The following is a 24589-nucleotide window of genomic DNA, read 5'->3' as shown; positions in this document are numbered from 1 at the left end:
GCCAATCGAAGCCAAAGACCGTACCCCGGGCGGCTCAGTTGTCAAACCACCCCGCCGACATACGGGACACTATGGCTCTTACACCTCGACCGCCGCTCCGGTCCCCCGGGTCACTCACGCACAGGCCGCCGGTGGCCCGGGAAATCCGGCTTTTGCCGGGGTTTGCCGAGGGCCGGGCAACCGCCGCGCCCCCTCGATCGTCCCCTATCACGCTGGGGCAGCAGGGGCAGGGAACTGCGTGCTGCACAACGGGACGGAGTCATGTAGTTGAACATCTCACAGCGCATGGTGATATCCCGCCGGGCCGCCCTCGCCGGGCTGGCCGCGACGACCGCGGCCGTCGCGGCGGGGTGCAGCGGGGAGGGCGGGAGGAAGAAGCCCAAGGCCTCCCCCGGCTCCGCGAGAGCGGTGGACCCCAGCGCCACGCAGTCGTTCAACAACGCCGGCAAATCCCTGTTGCTGCAGGTCATGGCGCACCCCGACGACGATCTCTACTTTATGAACCCCGACGCCGAGCACATCGTGCGCGCCGGGGTCCCCGTCGTCTCGGTCTACGTCACGGCCGGCGAGGCCGTCGGGCAGAACTGGGTCGAGGGCATGCCCAAGGGCGAGCCCGACAAGGCCGCCTACTCCTCCGCGCGCCACCAGGGCCTGCGCCAGGCCTACGCCGAGATGATCGGCCTCGACCGGTTCACGGGCTGGAAGAAGTCCGTCCTGGACCTGGGCAACGGCGTCAAGGCGGAGACGAACGAGCTCGCCAACGGCGACCGCAGAGCCCAGCTGATCTTCCTCAACATCGCCATGCTCTCGGCCGGCGAGATGCGGCTGCCCCTGCTGTGGGAGCGGCCGGAGGGCGAGATGCAGTCGCTCGTCGCCACGGGCTCGCCGTGCACGGTCTCCAGCACCTACCGGCACGCCACGCTCGTGGACACCCTGGCCACGATCATGGACCGGTTCCGGCCCACGGTGATCCACACCATGGACCCGGACCCCGACTACCAGGTCCACGACGCCACCCACCCCAAGGACAACGACTACGGGGCCTGCTCCGACCACCGCGACCACACCCCCACCGCGCTCTTCACCTGGAAGGCGCTCTCGCAGTGGGTAGCCGACACCACCGAGCGCGACGGCCACCCGCCCCGCTTCGTGACCACGGCCTTCCGCGGCTACTACAACCAGCGCTGGCCGCACAACCTGCCGCCCGAGGTGATCGAGCAGAAGCACCGCCTGGTCGAGGCGTACGGCGGCGACCCCTCGTGGGAGTGCGGCAACCCCGCCGGCTGCGGCGACTACGGCCAGGGCGGCGACCGCCCGCTGAAGAACCGCAAGGGCTGGATCCGCTCCACCCACTACCGCTACACGGGCCCGACCACCCTCCTCGGCACCGACAAGCGCGGCCGGCTGGAGGCCTTCGGCGTGCTGGGCACCCAGGCCGTGCGCTGGCAGGAGACCCGGCCCGGCAGCGGCCGCTGGGGCGAGCCGGCCAACCTGGGCGGCGGCCCGCTCGCGCCCGCCCTGGCGGCCGTCCAGGACTCCGCCGGCCGCCGGCTGCTGTTCGCCCTGCGCTTCTCCGCCCTCGCCGGGCAGGGGCACCCCGACACCCGCGAGATCGTCGTCCTGGAGGAGCGCTCCCCCGGCGGCGGCTTCAACGCCTGGAAGGGCCTCGGCAACCCCGAGCACCGGCCCGACCGCGGCCGCCGCGTCGGCATGCCGGCCGCCGTCGCCGCCCCCGACGGGCGCGTCCACCTCTTCGTCCGCAACGCCGGCAAGGGCGTCTCCAGCCGGGTGCGCGAGGCCGACGGCACCTGGGGGAAGTGGCAGAGCCTGCACGGCCAGGAGATCCAGGACGGCCTGGTCGCCGTGCTGGACGCGGACAAGCGCGTCCACGTCTTCGGCACCGGCCGCGACACCGTCCACCACTGGACGCAGGAGGCCCCCGGCAAGCCGGTCCGCCACGTGCCCCTGAAGGGCCTGCCGCAGCCGGGCGGGCTCCCTGGTGCGGCCCTCGGCCCGGAGGGCGCCCTGACCCTCGTCTACCGCTCCCCCGCGGCCGTCCAGCCGGCCGCCCACGTCTTCACGCCGGGGTCCGACGGCACGGGCGAGGTCCGCAGCACCGAGCTGCAGGACTTCGCCGGCTACGGGCCGCTCGCCGCGCACACCCTGGCCGCCCGCGGCGGCCGGGACGCGGTCCTGGCGCTCGGGCGGGCGGTGAACGGCGAGATACAGCTCACCGACGCCTCCGGAGACTTCGAGACGGTGCGCTCGGACGCCGCCCTCGTGCCCGTGGGCACCTCCTCGATGACCACCGACGCCGGCCACCGGCTGTGCGTCGCGGGGATGAGCCCGGACGCGACCCCGTGGCTCTGGCGGCCGGAGATGCCGCACACCTAGTTCATCCGGTTCATCCGTACGGCTGAAAAACCCGCGCGCACGACACGGCAGCGCGGCGCGAACGCGAGAAGGCCCGCACATCCGAAGATGTGCGGGCCTTCTTCAGGTCTTTAGACCTTCAAGCAAGCGAGAACTTACTTGTTGATCTTGGTGACCTGGCCGGCGCCGACGGTGCGGCCACCCTCACGGATGGTGAAGCGCAGGCCCTCCTCCATCGCGACGGGCTGGATGAGGGAGACGGACATCTCGGCGTTGTCGCCGGGCATGACCATCTCCGTGCCCTCCTTGAGGGTCACAACACCGGTCACGTCAGTCGTACGGAAGTAGAACTGCGGACGGTAGTTGTTGAAGAACGGGGTGTGGCGGCCGCCCTCGTCCTTGGAGAGGATGTACGCCGTGGCCTCGAACTCGGTGTGCGGGGTGACCGAACCCGGCTTGATGATGCACTGGCCGCGCTCGACGTCCTCGCGCTTGATGCCGCGGAGCAGCAGACCGACGTTCTCACCGGCCTGGCCCTCGTCGAGCAGCTTGCGGAACATCTCGATACCGGTGACGGTGGTCGAGGTCTTCTCGGTCTTGATGCCGATGATGTCGACGGTCTCGTTGACCTTCAGGACACCACGCTCGATACGACCGGTGACGACGGTGCCACGACCGGTGATCGTGAAGACGTCCTCGATCGGCATCAGGAACGGCTTGTCGACGTCACGCTCGGGCTGCGGGATGTTCTCGTCGACAGCCTTCATCAGGCCGAGGAGCTTCTCGCCCCACTCCTTGTCGCCCTCGAGCGCCTTCAGCGCCGAGACCTTGACGACCGGAGCGTTGTCGCCGTCGAACTCGTACTCGTTGAGGAGCTCACGGACCTCGAGCTCGACGAGCTCCAGGATCTCCTCGTCGTCCACCATGTCGGCCTTGTTCAGGGCGACAACGATGTACGGAACGCCGGACTGGCGGGCCAGGAGCACGTGCTCCTTGGTCTGCGGCATCGGACCGTCGGTCGCGGCGACCACGAGGATCGCGCCGTCCATCTGGGCGGCACCGGTGATCATGTTCTTGATGTAGTCCGCGTGACCCGGGCAGTCGACGTGGGCGTAGTGACGCGCCTCGGTCTGGTACTCGACGTGCGCGATGGAGATGGTGATACCGCGCTGACGCTCCTCCGGCGCCTTGTCGATCTCGTCGAACGGCGTGAAGGGGTTCAGGTCCGGGTACGCGTCGTGCAGCACCTTGGTGATCGCCGCGGTAAGGGTCGTCTTACCGTGGTCGACGTGACCGATGGTGCCGATGTTGACGTGCGGCTTAGTCCGCTCGAACTTCGCCTTCGCCACTGGGGTCCTCCTGTGGAGTGGTTCTGTACGCCTGGATTGGGTCGGCGCCAGGGATCTTTGCTGGGGTGCCGTCCACCGGGGCATCCACAGCGAAACCTCACGGTTTGCCGTGGTATGCCCCGACAGTCGGTGTCAAGCCTAAGGCGTGAGCCTCGTCTGTGGAGACGGAGCTCGTTACTCGCCCTTGGCCTTCGCGATGATCTCCTCGGCGACGTTCCGCGGAACCTCGGCGTAGGAGTCGAACTGCATCGAGTAGCTTGCGCGACCCGAAGTCTTGCTGCGGAGGTCGCCGACGTAGCCGAACATCTCCGACAGCGGAACCAGGCCCTTGACGAGCTTGGCGCCGTGACGGTCCTCCATGGCCTGGATCTGGCCACGGCGGGAGTTGATGTCACCGATGACGTCACCCATGTAGTCCTCGGGGGTGGTGACCTCGACCGACATCATCGGCTCCAGCAGAGCCGGCGACGCCTTGCGAGCACCCTCCTTGAACGCCATGGAGCCGGCGATCTTGAACGCGAGCTCGGAGGAGTCGACGTCGTGGAAGGCACCGTCGAGCAGCGTCACCTTGACGCCGGTCAGCGGGTAGCCGGCCAGAACACCGAACTCCATGGCCTCCTGGCAACCCGCGTCCACGGACGGGATGTACTCCCGCGGGATGCGGCCACCGGTGACCTTGTTCTCGAACTCGTAGCCGTCGCCCTCGAGGGGCTCGATCGCGATCTGCACCTTCGCGAACTGGCCGGAACCACCAGTCTGCTTCTTGTGGGTGTAGTCGATGCGCTCGACGGCCTTGCGGATCGTCTCGCGGTACGCGACCTGCGGCTTGCCGACGTTGGCCTCGACCTTGAACTCGCGCTTCATACGGTCGACCAGCACGTCGAGGTGCAGCTCGCCCATACCCGCGATGATGGTCTGGCCCGTCTCCTCGTCCGTGTGGACCTGGAAGGACGGGTCCTCCTCGGCGAGGCGCTGGATGGCAACGCCCAGCTTCTCCTGGTCGCCCTTCGACTTGGGCTCGATGGCGACCTGGATGACCGGAGCCGGGAAGTCCATCGACTCCAGGATCACCGGGTTGGACGCGTCGCAGAGGGTCTCACCGGTGGTGGTCTGCTTCAGACCCATGACGGCGACGATGTCGCCGGCACCCACCGAGTCGATCTCCTCACGCTTGTTCGCGTGCATCCGGTAGATCTTGCCGATGCGCTCCTTCTTGCCCTTCACGGAGTTCTGCACCTGGGTGCCGGCCTCCATGCGGCCCGAGTAGACCCGGACGAAGGTGAGCTTGCCGAGGTGCGGGTCGCTCATGATCTTGAAGGCAAGACCGGAGAACGGCTCCTCGTCGCTCGGCTTGCGCCTGACGACCTCGTCGGCGTCGTTGACGGCGTGGCCCTCGATGGCCTCGATGTCGAGCGGCGACGGCAGGTAGCGGACCACGGCGTCGAGCAGGGGCTGAACGCCCTTGTTCTTGAACGCGGTACCACAGAACACCGGGGTGACGGTGGTGCTGCCACCCTTGCCGGAGTTGATGGTGATGCGGCGGATGGCCGCGTACAGCTGCTCCTCGGTGGGCTCGGTGCCCTCGAGGAAGAGCTCCATCATCTCTTCGTCGTTCTCGGCGACGGCCTCGAGCAGCTTGCCGCGCCACTCCTCGGCAGCCTCGGTGTGGGTGTCCGGGATGTCGACGACGTCGTACATCTCGCCCTTGGCGGCCTCGGCGGACCAGACCAGGGCCTTCATGCGGACCAGGTCCACGACGCCCTTGAAGTCGGCCTCGGTGCCGATCGGGAGCTGCATGACGATCGGGGTCGCGCCGAGGCGGTCCACGATCATGTCGACGCAGCGGTGGAACTCGGCACCGGTGCGGTCGAGCTTGTTGACGAAGCAGATGCGCGGCACGCCGTAACGGTCGGCCTGACGCCACACCGTCTCGGACTGCGGCTCGACACCGGCGACACCGTCGAACACGGTCACGGCACCGTCGAGCACGCGCAGCGAACGCTCCACCTCGACGGTGAAGTCGACGTGGCCCGGCGTGTCGATGATGTTGATCGTGTGATCGACGTTCTCGAGCGGCCAGTGGCAGGTCGTCGCGGCGGACGTGATGGTGATGCCGCGCTCCTGCTCCTGCTCCATCCAGTCCATCGTGGCAGCGCCGTCGTGGACCTCACCGATCTTGTACGAAACGCCGGTGTAGAACAGGATCCGCTCGGTGGTGGTCGTCTTGCCCGCGTCGATGTGGGCCATGATCCCGATGTTGCGGACCTTGGCCAGGTCAAGCGAAGTGGTGGCCATATGGCTCAGTCTTCTCTCGGTTCTCGATGGGGGTAGCGACTACCAGCGGTAGTGCGCGAAGGCCTTGTTGGACTCGGCCATCTTGTGCGTGTCCTCACGCTTCTTGACCGAGGCGCCGAGACCGTTCGAGGCGTCCAGCAGCTCGTTCATGAGGCGCTCGGTCATGGTCTTCTCGCGACGGGCGCGGGAGTAACCGACCAGCCAGCGCAGCGCCAGGGTGGAGGCGCGGCCCGGACGGACCTCGACCGGCACCTGGTAGGTGGCGCCACCGACGCGGCGGGACTTGACCTCGAGAGCCGGCTTCACGTTCTCGAGAGCGCGCTTGAGGGTGATGACCGGGTCGTTGCCGGTCTTCTCGCGCAGACCCTCCATGGCGCCGTACACGATGCGCTCGGCGGTGGAGCGCTTGCCGTGCAGGAGGATCTTGTTGATCAGCGACGTCACCAGGGGGGAGCCGTAAACCGGGTCGATGATGACCGGGCGCTTCGGGGCGGGGCCCTTACGAGGCATTCTTACTTCTCCTTCTTGGCGCCGTAGCGGCTGCGAGCCTGCTTGCGGTTCTTGACGCCCTGGGTGTCGAGCGAGCCACGGATGATCTTGTAGCGAACGCCCGGCAGGTCCTTCACACGGCCACCGCGGACGAGCACGATCGAGTGCTCCTGCAGGTTGTGGCCCTCACCCGGAATGTAAGCGGTGACCTCGATGCCGGAGGTCAGGCGCACACGCGCGACCTTACGGAGCGCCGAGTTCGGCTTCTTCGGGGTGGTCGTGAACACACGCGTGCAGACGCCGCGGCGCTGGGGCGAACCCTCGAGTGCGGGCGTCTTGTTCTTCTCGACCTTGTCCTGCCGGCCCTTCCGGACCAGCTGCTGGATCGTAGGCACCGTTTCTCCGGTTTCTGTGATCTCGATAAAACTAACCTGAAACCCGCCGACCCACGCGGTCGGGCGTGTCGAAGGCCGCATACCCCTGCCGATGGTGGAAAGGGCGCGGAATTCGGTGTCGTCGACCGCTTCGGACCGAGAAGATCCGAGAGGTCCGGTCTCCCGCGCGGACTGTGGGCACGCACGAGAGCCCAGGGACACCCCAGGCACAAGGTCAGAGCCTACCTAGCGCATGGGCTGCGGTCAAAACAAATGCACACGCGGAGGACACCCCGATGTGCTGCATATGTCACGTTTTGCCAGGGCCGTGGGAGGCCGGAGTCGCGCGTATGGGTGAAATCACGCGGCCGGCACTCCCCCGGTACGCCGCAGGGCGGCCACCCCCGATGGGGTGACCGCCCTGTGGACGAAGCGGCCGTACCGCTTGCGGCTTACTGGTTGTACGGACCGTAGTCGTAGTCCTCCAGCGGGACCGCCTGGCCGGAGCCGGTGCCGAAGGGCGAGTAGTCGATGTCGTCGTAACCGACGGCCGAGTACATCGCGGCCTTGGCCTCCTCGGTGGGCTCCACCCGGATGTTGCGGTAGCGGGACAGGCCCGTACCGGCCGGGATGAGCTTACCGATGATGACGTTCTCCTTGAGGCCGATGAGCGAGTCGGACTTGGCGTTGATCGCCGCGTCCGTCAGCACTCGGGTCGTCTCCTGGAAGGAGGCGGCCGACAGCCAGGACTCCGTCGCCAGCGAGGCCTTGGTGATACCCATCAGCTGCGGACGGCCGGAGGCGGGGTGACCGCCCTCGGTGACCACACGACGGTTCTCGCCCTCGAAGCGCGAGCGCTCCACGAGCTCGCCCGGCAGCAGCTCCGCGTCGCCGGACTCGATGATCGTCACGCGGCGCAGCATCTGCCGGATGATGATCTCGATGTGCTTGTCGTGGATCGACACGCCCTGCGAGTTGTAGACCTTCTGGACCTCGCCGACCAGGTGGACCTGGACGGCGCGCTGGCCCAGGATGCGCAGCACGTCGTGCGGGTTGGTGGCACCCACGGTGAGCTTCTGGCCCACCTCGACGTGCTCGCCCTCGCTGACCAGCAGACGGGCACGCTTGGAGATCGCGTACGAGGTCTCCTCGGAGCCGTCGTCCGGGGTGACGACGATCTTCTTGGTCTTCTCGGTCTCCTCGATCCGCACGCGGCCGGCGGCCTCGGAGATCGGGGCGACACCCTTGGGCGTACGGGCCTCGAAGAGCTCGACGACACGGGGCAGACCCTGGGTGATGTCGTCACCGGCCACACCACCGGTGTGGAAGGTACGCATCGTCAGCTGGGTACCGGGCTCACCGATGGACTGGGCGGCGATGATGCCGACGGCCTCGCCGATGTCCACCAGCTTGCCGGTCGCCAGCGAGCGGCCGTAGCAGTAGGCACAGGTGCCGACCGCGGACTCACAGGTGAGGACCGAACGGGTCTTGACCGTCTCGACGCCGTTGGCAACGAGCTGGTCGATGAGCACGTCACCGAGGTCGACGTTGGCCGGCGCGATGACCTTGCCGTCGACGACGACGTCCTCGGCCAGCATGCGGGCGTAGACGCTGGTCTCGACGTCGTCGGCCTTGCGCAGCACGCCGTCGGCGCCGCGGGAGGCGATCTGCAGCTTCAGACCGCGCTCGGTGCCGCAGTCCTCCTCGCGGATGATCACGTCCTGCGAGACGTCCACGAGACGACGGGTCAGGTAACCCGAGTCGGCGGTACGCAGAGCGGTGTCCGCGAGACCCTTACGGGCACCGTGGGTGGAGATGAAGTACTCCAGCACGGAGAGACCCTCACGGAACGACGCCTTAATGGGTCGCGGAATGGTCTCGTTCTTCGCGTTCGACACCAGACCACGCATACCGGCGATCTGCCGCATCTGCATCATGTTTCCTCGGGCACCCGAGTCAACCATCATGAAGATGGGGTTCGTCTTGGGGAAGTTCGCGTTCATCGCCTCGGCGACCTCGTTGGTCGCCTTGGTCCAGATCGCGATGAGCTCCTGCGTGCGCTCGTCCTTGGTGATCAGACCGCGCTCGTACTGCTTCTGGACCTTCTCGTCCTGGGCCTCGTAGCCGCGGACGATCTCCTTCTTGGCCTCGGGGACCACGACGTCGGAGATGGCCACGGTGACGCCGGAACGGGTCGCCCAGTGGAAGCCGGCCGCCTTCAGGTTGTCGAGCGTCGCCGCCACGATGACCTTGGGGTAGCGCTCGGCCAGGTCGTTGACGATCTCGGAGAGCTGCTTCTTGCCCACCGAGTAGTCGACGAACGGGTAGTCCTCGGGCAGCAGCTCGTTGAAGAGCGCGCGGCCCAGGGTGGTGCGCAGGCGGAAGCTGTCGCCCTGCTGCCACTCCGGCTCGCCCTCTTCGACCGCCGGCGGGGTCCAGCCGCGCGGCGGGACGGTGCCGATCGGGAAGCGGATGTCGACCTTCGCCTGGAGCGAGAGCTCCCGGGCGTCGAACGCCATGATCGCCTCGGCGACGGAGCCGAAGGACCGGCCCTCGCCCACGACCTCGCGCTCCTCCTCGTCGGTGGTGAGGAAGAACAGACCGAGCACCATGTCCTGGGTCGGCATGGTGACCGGACGGCCGTCGGCCGGCTTGAGGATGTTGTTCGAGGACAGCATCAGGATGCGGGCCTCGGCCTGCGCCTCCGCGGAGAGCGGCAGGTGGACGGCCATCTGGTCACCGTCGAAGTCCGCGTTGAACGCGGTGCAGACGAGCGGGTGGATCTGGATGGCCTTGCCCTCGACCAGCTGCGGCTCGAAGGCCTGGATGCCGAGGCGGTGCAGGGTGGGCGCACGGTTCAGCAGCACCGGGTGCTCGGCGATGACCTCTTCGAGGACGTCGTACACCACGGTGCGGCCGCGCTCGACCATGCGCTTGGCCGACTTGATGTTCTGCGCGTGGTTCAGGTCGACCAGGCGCTTCATCACGAACGGCTTGAAGAGCTCCAGCGCCATGGCCTTGGGCAGACCGCACTGGTGCAGCTTCAGCTGCGGACCGACGACGATGACGGAACGGGCCGAGTAGTCGACGCGCTTACCGAGCAGGTTCTGACGGAAGCGACCCTGCTTGCCCTTGAGCATGTCGGACAGCGACTTCAGCGGACGGTTGCCGGGGCCCGTGACCGGGCGACCACGACGGCCGTTGTCGAAGAGCGCGTCGACGGCCTCCTGAAGCATGCGCTTCTCGTTGTTCACGATGATCTCGGGGGCACCGAGGTCAAGGAGTCGCTTGAGGCGGTTGTTGCGGTTGATCACACGGCGGTACAGGTCGTTCAGGTCGGAGGTCGCGAAGCGGCCACCGTCCAGCTGCACCATCGGACGCAGGTCCGGCGGGATCACCGGGATGCAGTCCAGCACCATGCCGCTGGGGCTGTTGCGGGTCTGCAGGAAGGCGGAGACGACCTTGAGGCGCTTGAGCGCACGGGTCTTCTTCTGGCCCTTGCCGGTGCGGATGATCTCGCGGAGGCGCTCGGCCTCCTCGTCCAGGTCGAAGGACTCCAGGCGCTTCTGCAGCGCGGCGGCGCCCATCGCACCCATGAAGTAGGTGCCGAAGCGGTCGCGCAGCTCGCGGTAGAGCAGCTCGTCGCCCTCGAGGTCCTGGACCTTGAGGTTCTTGAAGCGGTTCCAGACCTCGTCGAGGCGGTCGATCTCGCGCTGCGCGCGGTCGCGCAGCTGCTTCATCTCGCGCTCGGCGCCCTCGCGCACCTTGCGGCGCACGTCGGCCTTGGCACCCTCGGCCTCCAGCTCGGCCAGGTCGGCCTCGAGCTTCTTGGCGCGGGCCTCCAGGTCGGCGTCGCGGCGCTGCTCGATCTGCTGGCGCTCGACGGAGACGTGGGCCTCCAGCGAGGGCAGGTCGCGCGTGCGGCGCTCCTCGTCCACCCACGTGATCATGTAGGCGGCGAAGTAGATGACCTTCTCGAGGTCCTTCGGGGCGAGGTCGAGCAGGTAGCCCAGACGCGACGGGACGCCCTTGAAGTACCAGATGTGGGTGACGGGAGCGGCCAGCTCGATGTGGCCCATCCGCTCACGGCGCACCTTGGCGCGGGTGACCTCGACGCCACAGCGCTCACAGATGATGCCCTTGAAGCGGACACGCTTGTACTTGCCGCAGTAGCACTCCCAGTCCCGGGTCGGACCGAAGATCTTCTCGCAGAAGAGTCCGTCCTTTTCGGGCTTCAGGGTGCGGTAGTTGATGGTCTCCGGCTTCTTGACCTCGCCGTGGGACCAGGTTCGGATGTCGTCCGCGGTCGCCAGGCCGATCCGCAGCTCGTCGAAGAAGTTGACGTCGAGCACTGTTCGTCAATCCCTCTTTCAGGGTCGTGCCCCTCGCGTCAGCGAGATATCGGGCTCTACATCAGTGGTCTGAAAGGGTCCGGGGACGACCGGGGCCTCCGGTGAGGAGGCCCCGGTCAGACCCGTCAGACCTCTTCGACGCTGCTCGGCTCGCGCCGGGACAGGTCGATACCGAGCTCTTCCGCAGCGCGGAAGACGTCCTCGTCCGTGTCGCGCATCTCGATGGACATGCCGTCCGAGGACAGCACCTCCACGTTGAGGCAGAGGGACTGCATTTCCTTGATGAGCACCTTGAAGGACTCGGGAATGCCGGGCTCGGGGATGTTCTCGCCCTTGACGATGGCCTCGTAGACCTTCACGCGGCCGGTGACGTCGTCGGACTTGATGGTCAGCAGCTCCTGGAGGGCGTAGGCGGCGCCGTAAGCCTCCAGCGCCCACACCTCCATCTCACCGAAGCGCTGGCCACCGAACTGAGCCTTACCACCCAGCGGCTGCTGGGTGATCATGGAGTACGGACCGGTCGAACGGGCGTGCAGCTTGTCGTCGACCAGGTGGTGCAGCTTGAGGATGTACATGTACCCGACGGAGATCGGGTCCGGGAACGGCTCGCCGGAGCGGCCGTCGAACATCCGGGCCTTACCGGAGGGGAGCACCATGCGCTCGCCGTCGCGGTTGGGGATCGTGGACTCGAAGAGACCGGCGATCTCGTCCTCGCGGGCGCCGTCGAAGACCGGGGTCGCGACGTTGGTGCCCGGCGCGACGTCGTCGGCGCCGATGGCCTGCAGGCGCTTCATCCACTCCTCGTCGCCCTCAACCTTCCAGCCGCGGCTGGCGAGCCAGCCGAGGTGGATCTCGAGGACCTGTCCCGGGTTCATTCGGGACGGGACACCGAGCGGGTTGAGGATGATGTCGACCGGGGTGCCGTCCTCGAGGAACGGCATGTCCTCGACCGGGAGAATCTTGGAGATAACACCCTTGTTGCCGTGACGGCCGGCGAGCTTGTCACCGTCGGTGATCTTGCGCTTCTGGGCGACGTAGACGCGGACCAGCTGGTTCACGCCCGGGGGAAGCTCGTCGCCCTCCTCGCGGTCGAAGACGCGGACGCCGATGACCTTGCCGATCTCGCCGTGCGGGACCTTCAGCGAGGTGTCACGGACCTCACGGGCCTTCTCACCGAAGATCGCGCGGAGCAGGCGCTCCTCCGGCGTCAGCTCGGTCTCACCCTTCGGGGTGACCTTGCCGACGAGGATGTCGCCGGCGACGACCTCGGCACCGATGCGGATGATGCCGCGCTCGTCGAGGTCGGCGAGGACCTCCTCGGAGACGTTCGGGATGTCCCGGGTGATCTCCTCCGGGCCGAGCTTGGTGTCACGGGCGTCGACCTCGTGCTCCTCGATGTGGATCGAGGAGAGGACGTCGTCCTGGACGAGGCGCTGCGACAGGATGATCGCGTCCTCGTAGTTGTGACCCTCCCACGGCATGAACGCCACGAGCAGGTTCTTGCCGAGCGCCATCTCACCGTTCTCGGTGGACGGGCCGTCGGCGAGCACCTGGCCGGCGACGACGCGGGCGCCCTCGTCGACGACGACCTTCTGGTTGAAGGACGTGCCCTGGTTGGAGCGCGAGAACTTCGCGACGCGGTAGGTGTTGTACGTGCCGTCGTCGTTGGCCACCGTCACGTAGTCGGCGGAGACCTCCTGGACGACACCGTCCTTCTCGGCCTTGATGACGTCGCCGGCGTCGACCGCGCAGCGGTACTCCATGCCGGTGCCGACCAGCGGCGCCTCGGCCTTGATCAGCGGAACGGCCTGGCGCATCATGTTCGATCCCATGAGCGCGCGGTTGGCGTCGTCGTGCTCGAGGAAGGGGATCATGGCGGTCGCGACCGACACCATCTGGCGCGGCGAGACGTCCATGTAGTCGACCTCGTCCGGCGCGATGTAGTCGATCTCGCCGCCACGGCGGCGGACCAGCACGCGGGCCTCGGCGAAGCGCATGTCCTCGCCCAGGGCGGCGTTCGCCTGGGCGATGACGAAGCGGTCCTCCTCGTCGGCAGTCAGGTAGTGCACCTCGTCGGTGACCTGGCCGTCGACGACCTTGCGGTAGGGGGTCTCCACGAAGCCGAACGCGTTGACGCGGCCGTAGGAGGCGAGCGAGCCGATCAGACCGATGTTCGGGCCTTCGGGCGTCTCGATCGGGCACATGCGGCCGTAGTGCGACGGGTGGACGTCTCGGACCTCGAAGCCGGCCCGCTCACGGGAGAGACCGCCCGGACCCAGCGCCGACAGACGGCGCTTGTGGGTCAGACCCGACAGCGGGTTGGTCTGGTCCATGAACTGGGACAGCTGGCTGGTGCCGAAGAACTCCTTGATGGAGGCGACGACCGGCCGGATGTTGATCAGGGTCTGCGGCGTGATCGCCTCGACGTCCTGGGTGGTCATCCGCTCCCGGACGACGCGCTCCATGCGGGCCAGACCCGTACGGACCTGGTTCTGGATGAGCTCGCCGACGTTGCGCAGACGACGGTTGCCGAAGTGGTCGATGTCGTCGGTCTCGACGACGATCTCCGTGCCGTTCTCGCCGACGGTCTCCAGCTCACCGGCGTGCAGCTTCACCAGGTACTTGATCGTCGCGATGATGTCGTCGACGGTCAGCACACCGGCGTCGAGCGGGGCGTCGGCGCCCAGCTTCTTGTTGACCTTGTAGCGGCCGACCTTCGCGAGGTCGTAGCGCTTGGGGTTGAAGTAGAGGTTCTCGAGCAGCGTCTGCGCGGCCTCACGCGTCGGGGGCTCGCCCGGGCGCAGCTTGCGGTAGATGTCGAGCAGCGCGTCGTCCTGGCCCTGGGTGTGGTCCTTCTCCAGGGTGGCGCGCATGGACTCGTACTCGCCGAACTCCTCGAGGATCTGCTCGGTGGTCCAGCCGAGCGCCTTCAGGAGGACGGTGACGGACTGCTTGCGCTTACGGTCGATGCGGACGCCGACCATGTCGCGCTTGTCGACCTCCATCTCCAGCCAGGCACCCCGGGACGGGATGATCTTGGCCGTGAAGATGTCCTTGTCGGACGTCTTGTCGATGGCGGAGTCGAAGTAGACGCCGGGCGAGCGGACCAGCTGCGAGACGACGACACGCTCGGTGCCGTTGATGCAGAAGGTGCCCTTGTTGGTCATGAGCGGGAAGTCGCCCATGAAGACCGTCTGAGACTTGATCTCACCGGTCTCGTTGTTGGTGAACTCGGCCGTGACGAAGAGCGGGGCCGCGTACGTGAAGTCGCGCTCCTTGCACTCGTCGATCGAGTTCTTCGGGGGCTCGAAGCGGTGGTCGCGGAAGGTCAGCGACATCGACCCGCTGAAGTCCTCGATCGGGGAGATCTCCTCGAAGATCTCCTCCAGACCGGACTTGGTGGGGACGTCCTGACCGGACTCCAGCGCAGCCTCGACGCGAGCCTTCCAGGCGGCATTGCCGAGCAGCCAGTCGAAGCTCTCGGTCTGCAGCGCGAGGAGGTTCGGAACCTCGAGGGGCTCCTTGATCTTCGCAAAAGAGATGCGCAGCGGGGCGGTGCTGGCGCCGTTGTTCGTATTGGCAGTCGAGGCGTTGCGCGAGGCGGCCAAGAGGGGGTCCTTCCGAGGGCTCGGACTCACTACGCGCGTACCGGCCCCACTCCGTGCATCGAAAGAAATCCCAGGTCAGCGGGTTTCCATCGGCTGTGCTCGATAGTGGGCATGCCCCTGGTGACGGGCAGGGAGCAGCTAACAGGCAGCGCAAAGGGTCAGTGTAGCCACTTGGCCCACTGATGTCCAGAGCGGATGTGCGGAGACCGGTGCGATACCAATCTCTCCCTCCGGGATCCTGTTGTGTCCCTCGCCGTGCGGCGGACGCCCGAGGGCATCGCCTGACGCAAGACTTCCCAGTTCGCCTTCGATCCATGCCTCGGACGGTGGACCGATGTGGCGACGCGTCCTGAGAATTGCGCGCCCCGTCGCGTTCGTCAAGGCCCACGGCCCGTCCGGGAGGGCAACGAAGATCACCATACTCGCCCCCGGGACGTGCTCCGCGCAGCCCTGGCGGGGAAACGCCGACGGGCGACCACCCGCATGGGTGATCGCCCGCCTGCTACCGGCAACCGCCGGCGAAAAGAGTCAGACGACTCGCGAGGCCTTACTTGACCTCGACGGAGGCGCCGGCGCCCTTGAGGGCCTCGGCGGCCTTCTCCGCGGCGTCCTTGGCGACCTTCTCGAGGACCGGCTTCGGGGTGCCGTCGACGAGGTCCTTGGCCTCCTTCAGGCCCAGGGAGGTCAGCTCACGGACGACCTTGATGACCTGGATCTTCTTGTCACCGGCGGCGGTGAGGATGACGTCGAACTCGTCCTTCTCCTCGACGGCCTCAGCGGCGCCGCCAGCGGCACCACCGGCAACGACGACCGGCGCGGCGGCGGCGGCGGTGACGTCGAACTTCTCCTCGAACGCGGACACGAAGGCCGCGAGCTCGATGAGGGTCATCTCCTCGAACTGCGCGAGCAGCTCGTCCTGGGTCAGCTTCGCCATGATGGCGGGTCCTTCCACTAAATCGGCAGGTGCCGGATGTACATGTCGGCGGGCGTGCGGCCCGCTGCGATCAGCGCCGCCCTTGTGCGGCACCGATCAATGCGCGAGCCGAATTACTCGGCACCGCCCTGCTCGGCGAGCTTGGCGCGCAGCGCGTCCGCAGTGCGGACGAGCTTCGTCGGCAGCGCCTGGAAGAGCGAGGCAGCCTGGGACTGCTTGCCCTTCATGGCACCGGCCAGCTTGCTGAGCAGAACCTCGCGGGACTCGAGGTCCGCAAGCTTCTTGATCTCATCAGCGGAGAGCGCCTTACCGTCAAGGACACCGCCCTTGATGATGAGGTTGGGGTTCTCCTTGGCGAAGTCACGGAGACCCTTCGCCGACTCCACCGGGTCACCGGTGACGAAGGCAACCGCCGTCGGGCCAGCGAAGAGCTGGTCCTCCAGCGTGATCCCGGCCTCACGGGCCGCGATCTGGGTCAGCGTGTTCTTCACCACGGCGTACTGCGCGTTCTCACCGAGCGAACGGCGCAGCGTCTTGAGCTGCGCCACGGTGAGACCGCGGTACTCGGTCAGCACAGCGGCGTTCGAGCTACGGAACTTGTCCGTCAGCTCGGCAACCGCAGCAGCCTTGGCGGACGTCGCCATGAGCCTCGGCCTCCTTCCGGGTGATTCGGGACCGCTATGCGAAGGGACCTGGGCAAAACGAAACGCCCCGGCGCAGGCGCTCGGGGCGTAACTCGACCGCTTCGACCCGAAGTCGTCGCGGGAGTGCTTCCTCAAATCACCTGCGCAGGTCGCCCGCAGCTAGCGGATCCTTCGGCCACCACACCTCCGCGAAGGAGGCATAGCAACGACCAGCGGTCTTTGGCTTCTGCAAGAAGGTACGTGAACGGGGCGCCCGGATGCAAATCGGCATCCGGGCGCATGTTCCGGCGGGTGAGGCCGGGGTGAGAAAGGCCGGGAGACCGGGAGAGGAGGAGATCAGGAGGCCATCGACGGGATGCCGCCGCCGGACTCCTTCATCTTCTTGATCTTCTCCAGCAGGTCGGTCGTCTGGTCCGCGGGCGGCGCCTGGACATCGGCGGGCGTGCCGTAGTCGGTCAGGGTCTCGCTGATCTCCATCCGGCCCTTGCCGGTGTCCATGGTCATGTCCAGCTTCACCGGGAGGTCGCCGGAGTCGATCCAGACGTCCATGTCGTACTGCGTGATGCCCATCTGCTTGACGGTGCCGAGCAGCTGCTGCCGGTCCTGCTCGCTCAGCCCTTCGAGGCCCTTGTTGGACTTCAGGGCCTCGTCCACGGTCAGCGTGCCCTTGTAGTGCTGGGCCCGCTTCCCCGCGACCGTCTCCTCGCCGACCAGCTTGACGTTGGGAGAGGCCTTCAGGAGCGCCATCTGCTGGGCCGGGTCCTGGCTCTGCCCCTGGCCGCCGCCCAGGAGCTGCTGGAGCCCCTTGGAGTCGTTGCCGGACTCCTTCGCCATGGCCGCGAGGTCGAGCTTCACCCAGCGCTTCCCGTCGTTCTTGGCGGCGCCCTCCGGCCCGATGTCGGTGTACGTGGCGGTGCCGATCGTCACGGAACGGGTCTCGGCCGCGGCGCCGTCCTTGCCGGGCAGCCCGGTCATGCGCTGGTCCACGACGGTGGGGTTCCAGCCCATGACACCGGACGACCGGAGGGTCAGGGGCTCGCCGCCGAGCCCCGGCATCTTCATGGTCATCTCGAACTTGGCCGACTTCGCGGACTGCGTCTTCTCGAAGGCCGCGTTCACGGCCTCGGCCGGCTTCCCCGCGGCGGCCGGCTTGCCGGGCCCTGCGGAGCCCTCAGCGGCCTTGTCGTCCTTCTTGTCGCCCCCACAGGCCGCGACACCGGCCAGCAGCGCCACGGCCGTCACCGAGACGCTCAGGCGCTTCCAGGCGGACTTCTGCATGTCCTTGCCCCCCTCTGCTCAAAAGCGATCAATGTGAACGCTAGTTCACCACCGGTGCAGAGTGGGCCGCCCTGCGCAAAGTCCCCGTTAAAACGCAGCCGGGTCAAAGCAGCCGGTAAAACGCGGGCAGGCCCGCATCTCACAAGGAGATGCGGGCCTGCCCGTTCGCTCTCGCGCCGAGGCGTCGTGATCCGGTCAGGATCAGACGGTCTCGTCCTCCACCAGGAGGTTGCGGGTGCGGTTGGTGTCCAGCGGGATGCCGGCGCCCATGGTGGTGGTCAGGGTCGCCTTCTTGATGTAGCGGCCCTTCGCGGCGGACGGCTTGAGACGGGTGATCTCCTCAAGCGCGGCGGCGTAGTTCTCCACCAGCTTGGCCTCGTCGAAGGAGACCTTGCCGATGATGAAGTGCAGGTTCGAGTGCTTGTCGACGCGGAACTCGATCTTGCCGCCCTTGATGTCGGTCACGGCCTTGGCCGTGTCCGGGGTGACGGTGCCGGTCTTCGGGTTCGGCATCAGACCACGGGGACCGAGCACGCGGCCGAGGCGGCCGACCTTGCCCATGAGGTCCGGGGTGGCGACGACGGCGTCGAAGTCCAGACGGCCCTTCGCGACCTCGTCGATCAGCTCGTCGGCGCCGACGATGTCGGCACCCGCGGCACGCGCGGCCTCGGCACGGTCGCCGGTCGCGAAGACCAGGACCCGGGCGGTCTTACCGGTGCCGTGCGGAAGGTTCACGGTGCCGCGGACCATCTGGTCGGCCTTGCGCGGGTCGACACCCAGACGCATGGCAACCTCGACGGTCGCGTCGAACTTGACGGAGGACGTCTCCTTCGCCAGGCGGACGGCCTCGAGCGGGGCGTACAGACGCTCCCGGTCGATCTTCGCGTCCACGTTGCGAAGAGTCTTGCTGCGCTTCACTGCTTCTCCTCAGGATTGGAGTCGTGGTGCGGGCCGCGCCGGCCCTTCCACGGGTACTGCTTGGGGGTGGCTGATCAGCCCTCGACCGTGATGCCCATGGAGCGGGCGGTGCCGGCGATGATCTTCGCGGCGGCATCCAGGTCGTTGGCGTTCAGGTCGGGCATCTTGGTGGTGGCGATCTCGCGGACCTGCGCCTCGGTGATCTTGGCGACCTTGGTCTTGTGCGGCTCGCCGGAGCCCTTCTCCACACCCGCGGCCTTGAGGATCAGCTTCGCGGCCGGCGGAGTCTTGGTCACGAAGGTGAAGGAGCGGTCCTCGTAGACCGTGATCTCCACCGGCACGACCATGCCACGCTGCGACTCGGTCGCGGCGTTGTAGGCCTTGCAGAACTCCATGATGTTGACGCCGTGCTGACCCAGCGCGGGGCCGACCGGCGGAGCCGGGTTCGCGGCACCGGCCTGGATCTGGAGCTTGATAAGCCCCGTGACCTTCTTCTTCTTGGGAGGCATTGCTCTCTCCGGGTCCTAGTGAGAGTTTTTTTGCCGGCGCACACTGCGCGCAGGCATACCGCACCACGATAACGGGTAACGTGGCCGGGCCAAAAACCGACAGGTCAGACGAGCTCTGGGAGCCGGTCTGACCTGTTCGGAGGCGTTTACGCCAGAAGGTGTGCCCGAAGGCGTCAGTTCTTCTGGATCTGGTCGAAGCTCAGCTCGACCGGGGTCTCGCGGCCGAAGATCTCGACGAGGCCCTTGACCTTCTTCGAGTCGGCGTTGATCTCGTTGATCGTGGCCTGCAGGGTCGCGAACGGGCCGTCGGTGACGGTGACCGAGTCGCCCACCTCGAAGTCCAGGACCTGGACCTCGACCTTGCGCTGCGGCGCCGGCTTGCCCTCGGCCTCGGCGGCCTCGCGGGCGGCCTTCTCCTCGGCCTCCGGGGCGAGCATCTTGACGATCTCGTCCAGCGTCAGCGGGTAGGGGTCGTAGGCGTTGCCGACGAAGCCGGTGACGCCCGGGGTGTTGCGGACGACGCCCCAGGACTCGTTCGTCAGGTCCATGCGCACCAGGACGTAGCCCGGGAGCTTGTTCTGGCGGACGGTGCGGCGGTCGCCGTTCTTGATCTGGACGACCTCCTCCTGCGGCACCTCGGCCTGGAAGATGTAGTCCTCGACGTTGAGCGAGACGGCGCGCTGCTCGAGGTTGGTCTTCACGCGGTTCTCGTAACCGGCGTAGGTGTGGATGACGTACCACTCGCCGGGCAGGCCGCGGAGCTCCTCGCGAAGGGCGGCGACCGGGTCGGCGGCGGGCTCCTCCTCGGCGGCCTCCTCGGCCTCCTCGGCGGCGGACTCGTCGCCCTCGGCGGCCTCGTCGCTGTCGCTCTCGACGTGGAGGGCGGCCTCCTCGGCCGGCTCGCCGGCGGCGGCTTCCTCGGCGTCGAGCTCGTCGGCGGCGTCGGCGCCCTCGACGATCTCCTGCGGGGTGTCGTCGCCCTCGACCTCGGCCGAGGCAGCGGTGGCATCCACGTCGGCCTCTGCCGCCTCGACGGGCTCGACGGCGTCGTTCAGGTTCGGGTCAGACACGTGGCTGCTTCTTCCTGGCTACAAGGGGTGGAACGTGCGAAAGGGGCGGCTCGCCTCACGGCAGCCGCCCTACCCGCGGATTCAGCCGAAGACGTACTTGACGGCGTTGGTGAACCCATAGTCAATCACGGTGACCAGGCCAATGACGATGACGACAAAGACGATCACCACGGTGGTGTACGTCGACAGCTGGCCCCGGGTGGGCCAGACGACCTTGCGGAGCTCTGCGACGATCTGGCGGTAGAAGAGCGCGAGGCGGCCGAAGGGGCCCTTCTTCCCGCGCTTCCCGCCACGGCGGCCCTTCCTGGCGGCCACCTCGTCCTCGGGACGACCGCTCTCAGGCGTCGCGGTGGAGCCAAGGGCTTCCGTCACTACGTCCTCACCTGAATCCGGGTCGTGACCGTGCCGCGCCCGGTTGAGCCGCACGGCGGTGCATTTCAGTACGTACGCACGCACGCACCCTGGTGACGATGCGTGTAGCAGGGCCGAAGGGACTTGAACCCCCAACCGCTGGTTTTGGAGACCAGTGCTCTACCAATTGAGCTACGACCCTTTGTGGTTCCCCAACGTACCGCATCCGGGCGCTCGCACGGTGTGTGCGGAGCCGGATCGCGGCCGGTGAGGGCCAACGGTGGATGAGTGTACGTGGTCCTGGGGCGTGCGTCGAACAGCTTGTGGCCGGAGCCGGTCCGGAAGGTCGTATTCCGCCCTCCGCCGGACCCTCGTCCGGACGGCTCCGGGCCGTACGTGAAACGGGTGTGCCCCCTTCGTTCCCCGTCTGCAACGATGCCCCCATGAGCTCTGCGACTCCTTCCGAGCCCCCCGTCCAGTCCCCCACCGAGCGCCGGGTCTCCGCCCGCATCGGCTCGATCTCCGAGTCCGCGACCCTCGCCGTCGACGCCAAGGCCAAGGCCCTCAAGGCCGCCGGGCGCCCGGTGATCGGTTTCGGCGCCGGCGAGCCCGACTTCCCCACCCCCGGCTACATCGTCGAGGCCGCGGTCGAGGCCTGCCGCGACCCGAAGAACCACCGCTACACGCCCGCCGGCGGCCTGCCCGAGCTGAAGGCCGCGATCGCCGCGAAGACGCTGCGCGACTCCGGCTACCAGGTCGAGGCCTCGCAGGTGCTGGTCACCAACGGCGGCAAGCAGGCCATCTACGAGGCCTTCGCCGCGATCCTCGACCCGGGCGACGAGGTCATCGTCCCGGCCCCGTACTGGACCACCTACCCCGAGTCCATCCGGCTGGCCGGCGGCGTCCCGGTCGAGGTCGTCGCCGACGAGACCACCGGCTACCGCGTCTCGGTGGAGCAGCTGGAGGCCGCCCGCACGGAGCGCACGAAGGTGCTGCTCTTCGTCTCCCCGTCGAACCCGACGGGCGCGGTGTACTCGCGCGAGCAGGTCGAGGCGGTGGGCCGCTGGGCCGCGGAGCACGGGCTGTGGGTCCTCACGGACGAGATCTACGAGCACCTGGTGTACGGCGACGCCGAGTTCTCGTCGCTGCCGGTCGTGGTGCCGGAGCTGCGTGACAAGTGCATCGTCGTCAACGGCGTCGCCAAGACGTACGCCATGACCGGCTGGCGGGTCGGGTGGGTCATCGCCCCGCAGGACGTGATCAAGGCCGCGACGAACCTGCAGTCGCACGCCACGTCGAACGTGTCCAACGTCGCACAGCGCGCGGCGATCGCGGCCGTCTCCGGCGACCTGTCCGCCGTCGACGAGATGAAGACCGCCTTCGACCGCCGCCGCCGCACGATCGTGCGCATGCTCAACGAGATCGACGGCGTCTTCTGCCCGGAGCCGGAGGGCGCGTTCTACGCCTACCCGTCGGTCAAGGAGCTGCTCGGCAAGGAGATCCGCGGCAAGCGGCCCGCCACGTCCGTGGAGCTCGCCGCGCTGATCCTGGAGGAGGTCGAGGTCGCGGTGGTGCCGGGCGAGGCGTTCGGCACGCCGGGGTACCTGCGGCTGTCCTACGCGCTGGGTGACGAGGACCTGGTCGAGGGCGTCTCGCGGATCCAGAAGCTGCTTGCGGAGGCGCGGGACTGAGCGCGGCACTGAGCGCTGCCGCCGTTCGGCGTACGGGTCCCCGGCTTGTGCCGGGGGCCCGTATTCGTTTCGGTTGCGTTTTCGGGGCGGCGCCCGATGGCGTCCGTTGAGCGAAAGTCCCTTCCGGTTGACGTGGTGCGTGCGGCAGGATCTGCGAATGGAGAGTGTTCGTGACGTCCGTCTGCTGCCGAAAGCCCATCTGCACCTGCACTTCACCGGGTCGATGCGGCCTTCCACCCTGCTGGAGCTCGCCGACAAGTACGGGGTGCACCTCCCCGAGGCGCTGAGCAGCGGCGAGCCGCCGAAATTGCGGGCCACGGACGAGCGGGGCTGGTTCCGGTTCCAGCGGCTCTACGACATCGCGCGGTCGTGCCTGCGGGAGCCCGACGACATCCGGCGGCTGGTGCGGGAGGCCGCGGAGGAGGACGTCCGGGACGGAAGCGGGTGGCTGGAGATCCAGGTCGACCCGACGTCGTACGCGCCTCGGCTGGGCGGGCTCATCCCCGCTCTGGAGATCATCCTGGATGCGGTCGAGGAGGCTTCGAAGGAGACCGGGCTGGGCATGCGGGTGCTCGTCGCCGCCAACCGCATGAAGCACCCCCTGGACGCGCGGACGCTGGCGCGGCTCGCCGTGCGCTACGCCGACCGGGGCGTGGTCGGCTTCGGGCTCTCCAACGACGAGCGGCGCGGGCTCGCGCGCGACTTCGACCGTGCGTTCGAGATCGCGCGTGAGGGCGGGCTCCTGGCCGCGCCGCACGGCGGCGAGCTCTCCGGCCCGGGCAGCGTCCGCGACTGCCTCGACGACCTCCACGCGTCGCGGGTCGGGCACGGCGTGCGGGCCGCGGAGGACCCGCGACTGCTGCGGAAGCTCGCGGAACGGGGCGTGACCTGCGAGGTCTGCCCGTCCTCGAACGTCGCCCTGGGCGTCTACGAGAAGCCGGGCGACGTGCCGCTGCGGACGTTGTGGGACGCCGGCGTGCCGATAGCGCTCGGCGCGGACGACCCCCTGCTCTTCGGCTCGCGGCTCGCCGCGCAGTACGAGCTGGCGCGGGAGCACCACGGCTTCACGGACGCGGAGCTGGCGGAGCTGGCGAGACAGTCGGTACGGGGGTCGGCTGCGCCGGCACCGATCCGGGCGGGGCTGCTGCGGCGCATTGACGAGTGGCTGGCCGCGGCCTGAGGCTGCGCGCCATGGCTCTCTCCCCACCCCGGTTGTGGGCAGGCGTCCCGCAGGGCGGGACGGGTGGGCACAACCGAGCCACCGGCCCGCACCTGGTCACGAGACCTCAGCCAGCGGCTACAGCGCCACGCCAACCGTGACCGGCTCGTTCACCAGGGTCACCCCGAACGCCGCGTGAACACCGGCCCGGACCTCCCGGGCGAGAGCGAGGAGATCCTCCGTGGTGGCCGAACCCCGGTTCGTAAGAGCCAGCGTGTGCTTGGTGGAGATGCGCGCCGGCCCCGCCCCGTACCCCTTCGTGAACCCCGCCTTGTCGATCAGCCACGCCGCGGAGGTCTTCACGAAGCCCTCCCCCGCCGGGTAGGCGGGCGGCGTGACCTCGGCTCCGAGCCGTTCCGCCACCCGGGCCAGGAACGCCGCGTGCTCCGCCTCGGTCAGGATCGGGTTGCAGAAGAACGAGCCCGCCGACCACGTGTCGTGGTCCTCCGGGTCGAGGACCATGCCCTTGCCGGCGCGCAGCTTGAGGACCGTCTCGCGGGCGCGGGCCGCGGGGACGCGGTCGCCGGCCTCGACGCCGAGGACGCGGGCGGTCTCGGGGTAGCGGATGGGCGCGGACAGGCCGTCCGCGTCCTCCAGCGCGAAGCGGACGCGGAGCACGACGTAGCGGGCGGGGTCCTGCTTGAAGCGGCTGTGGCGGTAGGAGAAGGCGCAGTCGGCGTTGGAGATCGTCACGGTCTCGCCGGTGCGGCGGTCGTAGGCGATCACTTCGGTGATCGTCTGGGAGACGTCCTGGCCGTAGGCGCCGACGTTCTGGATGGGGGTGGCGCCGGCGGAGCCGGGGATGCCGGCGAGGCACTCGATGCCGGCGAGGCCGGCTTCCACGGTGCGGGCGACGGCGTCGGACCAGTTCTCGCCGGCGGCCAGTTCGAGAGCGGTGCCGTCGAGGGTGAAGCCGGTGGTGGCGATGCGCAGGGCGGTGCCGTCGAAGCCCTTGTCGGAGATGACGAGGTTGCTGCCGCCGCCGATGATCAGCAGCGGGGTTCCGGCCTCGTCGGCCTCGCGGACCGCGGCGATGACCTCGGCGTCGGTGGTGGCCGTGATCAGACGGCGGGCGGGGCCGCCGAGCCCCGCGGCCTCGACGCGGCGCACGGCCTCGCGGAAGCCGAGGTGATCC

17 protein-coding genes and 1 tRNA gene are annotated in these 24589 nt (G+C 68.1%); 3 read left to right on the top strand and 15 right to left on the bottom strand.

Annotated elements, in window-relative coordinates:
• Window positions 1–267: 267 nt before the first annotated feature.
• On the top strand, window positions 268–2394 hold the full coding sequence (locus ACSNOH_RS11035; protein WP_436721082.1) for a PIG-L family deacetylase: 2127 nt from the start codon (window positions 268–270) through the stop codon (window positions 2392–2394).
• Between the two features lie 134 nt (window positions 2395–2528).
• Here the strand turns inward: ACSNOH_RS11035 and tuf are convergent, their stop codons facing one another.
• The 14 genes from tuf to ACSNOH_RS10965 all read right to left on the bottom strand — a co-directional run bounded on the left by tuf (window position 2529) and on the right by ACSNOH_RS10965 (window position 20746).
• Window positions 2529–3722 (bottom strand): elongation factor Tu, encoded by a 1194-nt coding sequence (gene tuf / locus ACSNOH_RS11030; RefSeq protein WP_436721081.1) that lies wholly within the window; start codon window positions 3720–3722, stop codon window positions 2529–2531.
• Between the two features lie 174 nt (window positions 3723–3896).
• Window positions 3897–6017 carry an elongation factor G gene (gene fusA, locus ACSNOH_RS11025; protein WP_436721080.1) on the bottom strand — a complete coding sequence of 707 codons (2121 nt, stop codon included), beginning with the start codon at window positions 6015–6017 and terminating at the stop codon, window positions 3897–3899.
• Between the two features lie 39 nt (window positions 6018–6056).
• Window positions 6057–6527 (bottom strand): 30S ribosomal protein S7, encoded by a 471-nt coding sequence (gene rpsG / locus ACSNOH_RS11020; protein ID WP_004950419.1) that lies wholly within the window; start codon window positions 6525–6527, stop codon window positions 6057–6059.
• A 2-nt stretch (window positions 6528–6529) separates the two neighbouring features.
• Window positions 6530–6901: a 30S ribosomal protein S12 gene (rpsL, locus tag ACSNOH_RS11015; protein WP_003948652.1), complete on the bottom strand. Its 372-nt coding sequence runs from the start codon at window positions 6899–6901 to the stop codon at window positions 6530–6532.
• 431 nt (window positions 6902–7332) lie between these two features.
• Window positions 7333–11232: a DNA-directed RNA polymerase subunit beta' gene (locus tag ACSNOH_RS11010; protein WP_436721079.1), complete on the bottom strand. Its 3900-nt coding sequence runs from the start codon at window positions 11230–11232 to the stop codon at window positions 7333–7335.
• A gap of 125 nt (window positions 11233–11357) precedes the next feature.
• On the bottom strand, window positions 11358–14840 hold the full coding sequence (gene rpoB / locus ACSNOH_RS11005; RefSeq protein ID WP_436721078.1) for a DNA-directed RNA polymerase subunit beta: 3483 nt from the start codon (window positions 14838–14840) through the stop codon (window positions 11358–11360).
• Window positions 14841–15387: 547 nt separating this feature from the next.
• Window positions 15388–15774, bottom strand: coding sequence for a 50S ribosomal protein L7/L12 (gene rplL / locus ACSNOH_RS11000; protein ID WP_436721077.1), 387 nt, complete (start codon window positions 15772–15774; stop codon window positions 15388–15390).
• Window positions 15775–15887: 113 nt separating this feature from the next.
• On the bottom strand, window positions 15888–16418 hold the full coding sequence (gene rplJ / locus ACSNOH_RS10995) for a 50S ribosomal protein L10 (protein ID WP_058046835.1): 531 nt from the start codon (window positions 16416–16418) through the stop codon (window positions 15888–15890).
• A 336-nt stretch (window positions 16419–16754) separates the two neighbouring features.
• Window positions 16755–17696 carry a hypothetical protein gene (locus ACSNOH_RS10990; RefSeq protein WP_436721076.1) on the bottom strand — a complete coding sequence of 314 codons (942 nt, stop codon included), beginning with the start codon at window positions 17694–17696 and terminating at the stop codon, window positions 16755–16757.
• 201 nt (window positions 17697–17897) lie between these two features.
• Entirely contained in the window at window positions 17898–18614 is a 717-nt protein-coding gene (gene rplA / locus ACSNOH_RS10985) for a 50S ribosomal protein L1 (RefSeq protein ID WP_436721075.1), read from the bottom strand.
• Between the two features lie 74 nt (window positions 18615–18688).
• A complete protein-coding gene (gene rplK / locus ACSNOH_RS10980; protein ID WP_344435224.1) occupies window positions 18689–19123 on the bottom strand; it encodes a 50S ribosomal protein L11 in 435 nt (144 codons plus the stop codon).
• Between the two features lie 173 nt (window positions 19124–19296).
• The gene (gene nusG, locus ACSNOH_RS10975; RefSeq protein ID WP_436721074.1) at window positions 19297–20193 is read right to left on the bottom strand and encodes a transcription termination/antitermination protein NusG; all 897 of its coding nucleotides are present in this window, start codon (window positions 20191–20193) and stop codon (window positions 19297–19299) included.
• 81 nt (window positions 20194–20274) lie between these two features.
• Window positions 20275–20565 carry a preprotein translocase subunit SecE gene (secE, locus tag ACSNOH_RS10970; protein WP_106677933.1) on the bottom strand — a complete coding sequence of 97 codons (291 nt, stop codon included), beginning with the start codon at window positions 20563–20565 and terminating at the stop codon, window positions 20275–20277.
• Window positions 20566–20673: 108 nt separating this feature from the next.
• Window positions 20674–20746, bottom strand: a tRNA-Trp gene (locus ACSNOH_RS10965).
• Window positions 20747–20987: 241 nt separating this feature from the next.
• Here ACSNOH_RS10965 and ACSNOH_RS10960 point away from each other — a divergent pair.
• Both ACSNOH_RS10960 and ACSNOH_RS10955 read left to right on the top strand, forming a co-directional pair.
• Window positions 20988–22235, top strand: a complete 1248-nt coding sequence (locus ACSNOH_RS10960; RefSeq protein ID WP_436721073.1) for a pyridoxal phosphate-dependent aminotransferase — start codon at window positions 20988–20990, stop codon at window positions 22233–22235.
• Between the two features lie 157 nt (window positions 22236–22392).
• On the top strand, window positions 22393–23415 hold the full coding sequence (locus tag ACSNOH_RS10955) for an adenosine deaminase (RefSeq protein ID WP_436721072.1): 1023 nt from the start codon (window positions 22393–22395) through the stop codon (window positions 23413–23415).
• Window positions 23416–23532: 117 nt separating this feature from the next.
• On the opposite strand, the gene ACSNOH_RS10950 is transcribed toward ACSNOH_RS10955, so the two are convergent.
• On the bottom strand, window positions 23533–24564 hold the full coding sequence (locus tag ACSNOH_RS10950; protein WP_436721097.1) for a UDP-N-acetylmuramate dehydrogenase: 1032 nt from the start codon (window positions 24562–24564) through the stop codon (window positions 23533–23535).
• Window positions 24565–24589 lie beyond the last annotated feature (25 nt).

The sequence above is a fragment of the Streptomyces sp. URMC 127 genome (genome assembly GCF_051386535.1).
In the GTDB taxonomy this organism is placed as follows: Bacteria; Actinomycetota; Actinomycetes; order Streptomycetales; family Streptomycetaceae; genus Streptomyces.
This window is presented reverse-complemented; position numbering and strand designations above follow the sequence as displayed.

What these genes read in the sequence shown, in the direction of transcription:
- fusA (WP_436721080.1), bottom strand. Translation starts at nt 6,017, where the DNA reads ATGGCCACCACTTCGCTTGACCTGGCCAAGGTCCGCAACATCGGGATC.
- rpsG (WP_004950419.1), bottom strand. Translation starts at nt 6,527, where the DNA reads ATGCCTCGTAAGGGCCCCGCCCCGAAGCGCCCGGTCATCATCGACCCG.
- rplL (WP_436721077.1), bottom strand. Translation starts at nt 15,774, where the DNA reads ATGGCGAAGCTGACCCAGGACGAGCTGCTCGCGCAGTTCGAGGAGATG.
- rplJ (WP_058046835.1), bottom strand. Translation starts at nt 16,418, where the DNA reads ATGGCGACGTCCGCCAAGGCTGCTGCGGTTGCCGAGCTGACGGACAAG.
- ACSNOH_RS10990 (WP_436721076.1), bottom strand. Translation starts at nt 17,696, where the DNA reads ATGCAGAAGTCCGCCTGGAAGCGCCTGAGCGTCTCGGTGACGGCCGTG.
- rplK (WP_344435224.1), bottom strand. Translation starts at nt 19,123, where the DNA reads ATGCCTCCCAAGAAGAAGAAGGTCACGGGGCTTATCAAGCTCCAGATC.
- ACSNOH_RS10960 (WP_436721073.1), top strand. Translation starts at nt 20,988, where the DNA reads ATGAGCTCTGCGACTCCTTCCGAGCCCCCCGTCCAGTCCCCCACCGAG.
- ACSNOH_RS10955 (WP_436721072.1), top strand. Translation starts at nt 22,393, where the DNA reads ATGGAGAGTGTTCGTGACGTCCGTCTGCTGCCGAAAGCCCATCTGCAC.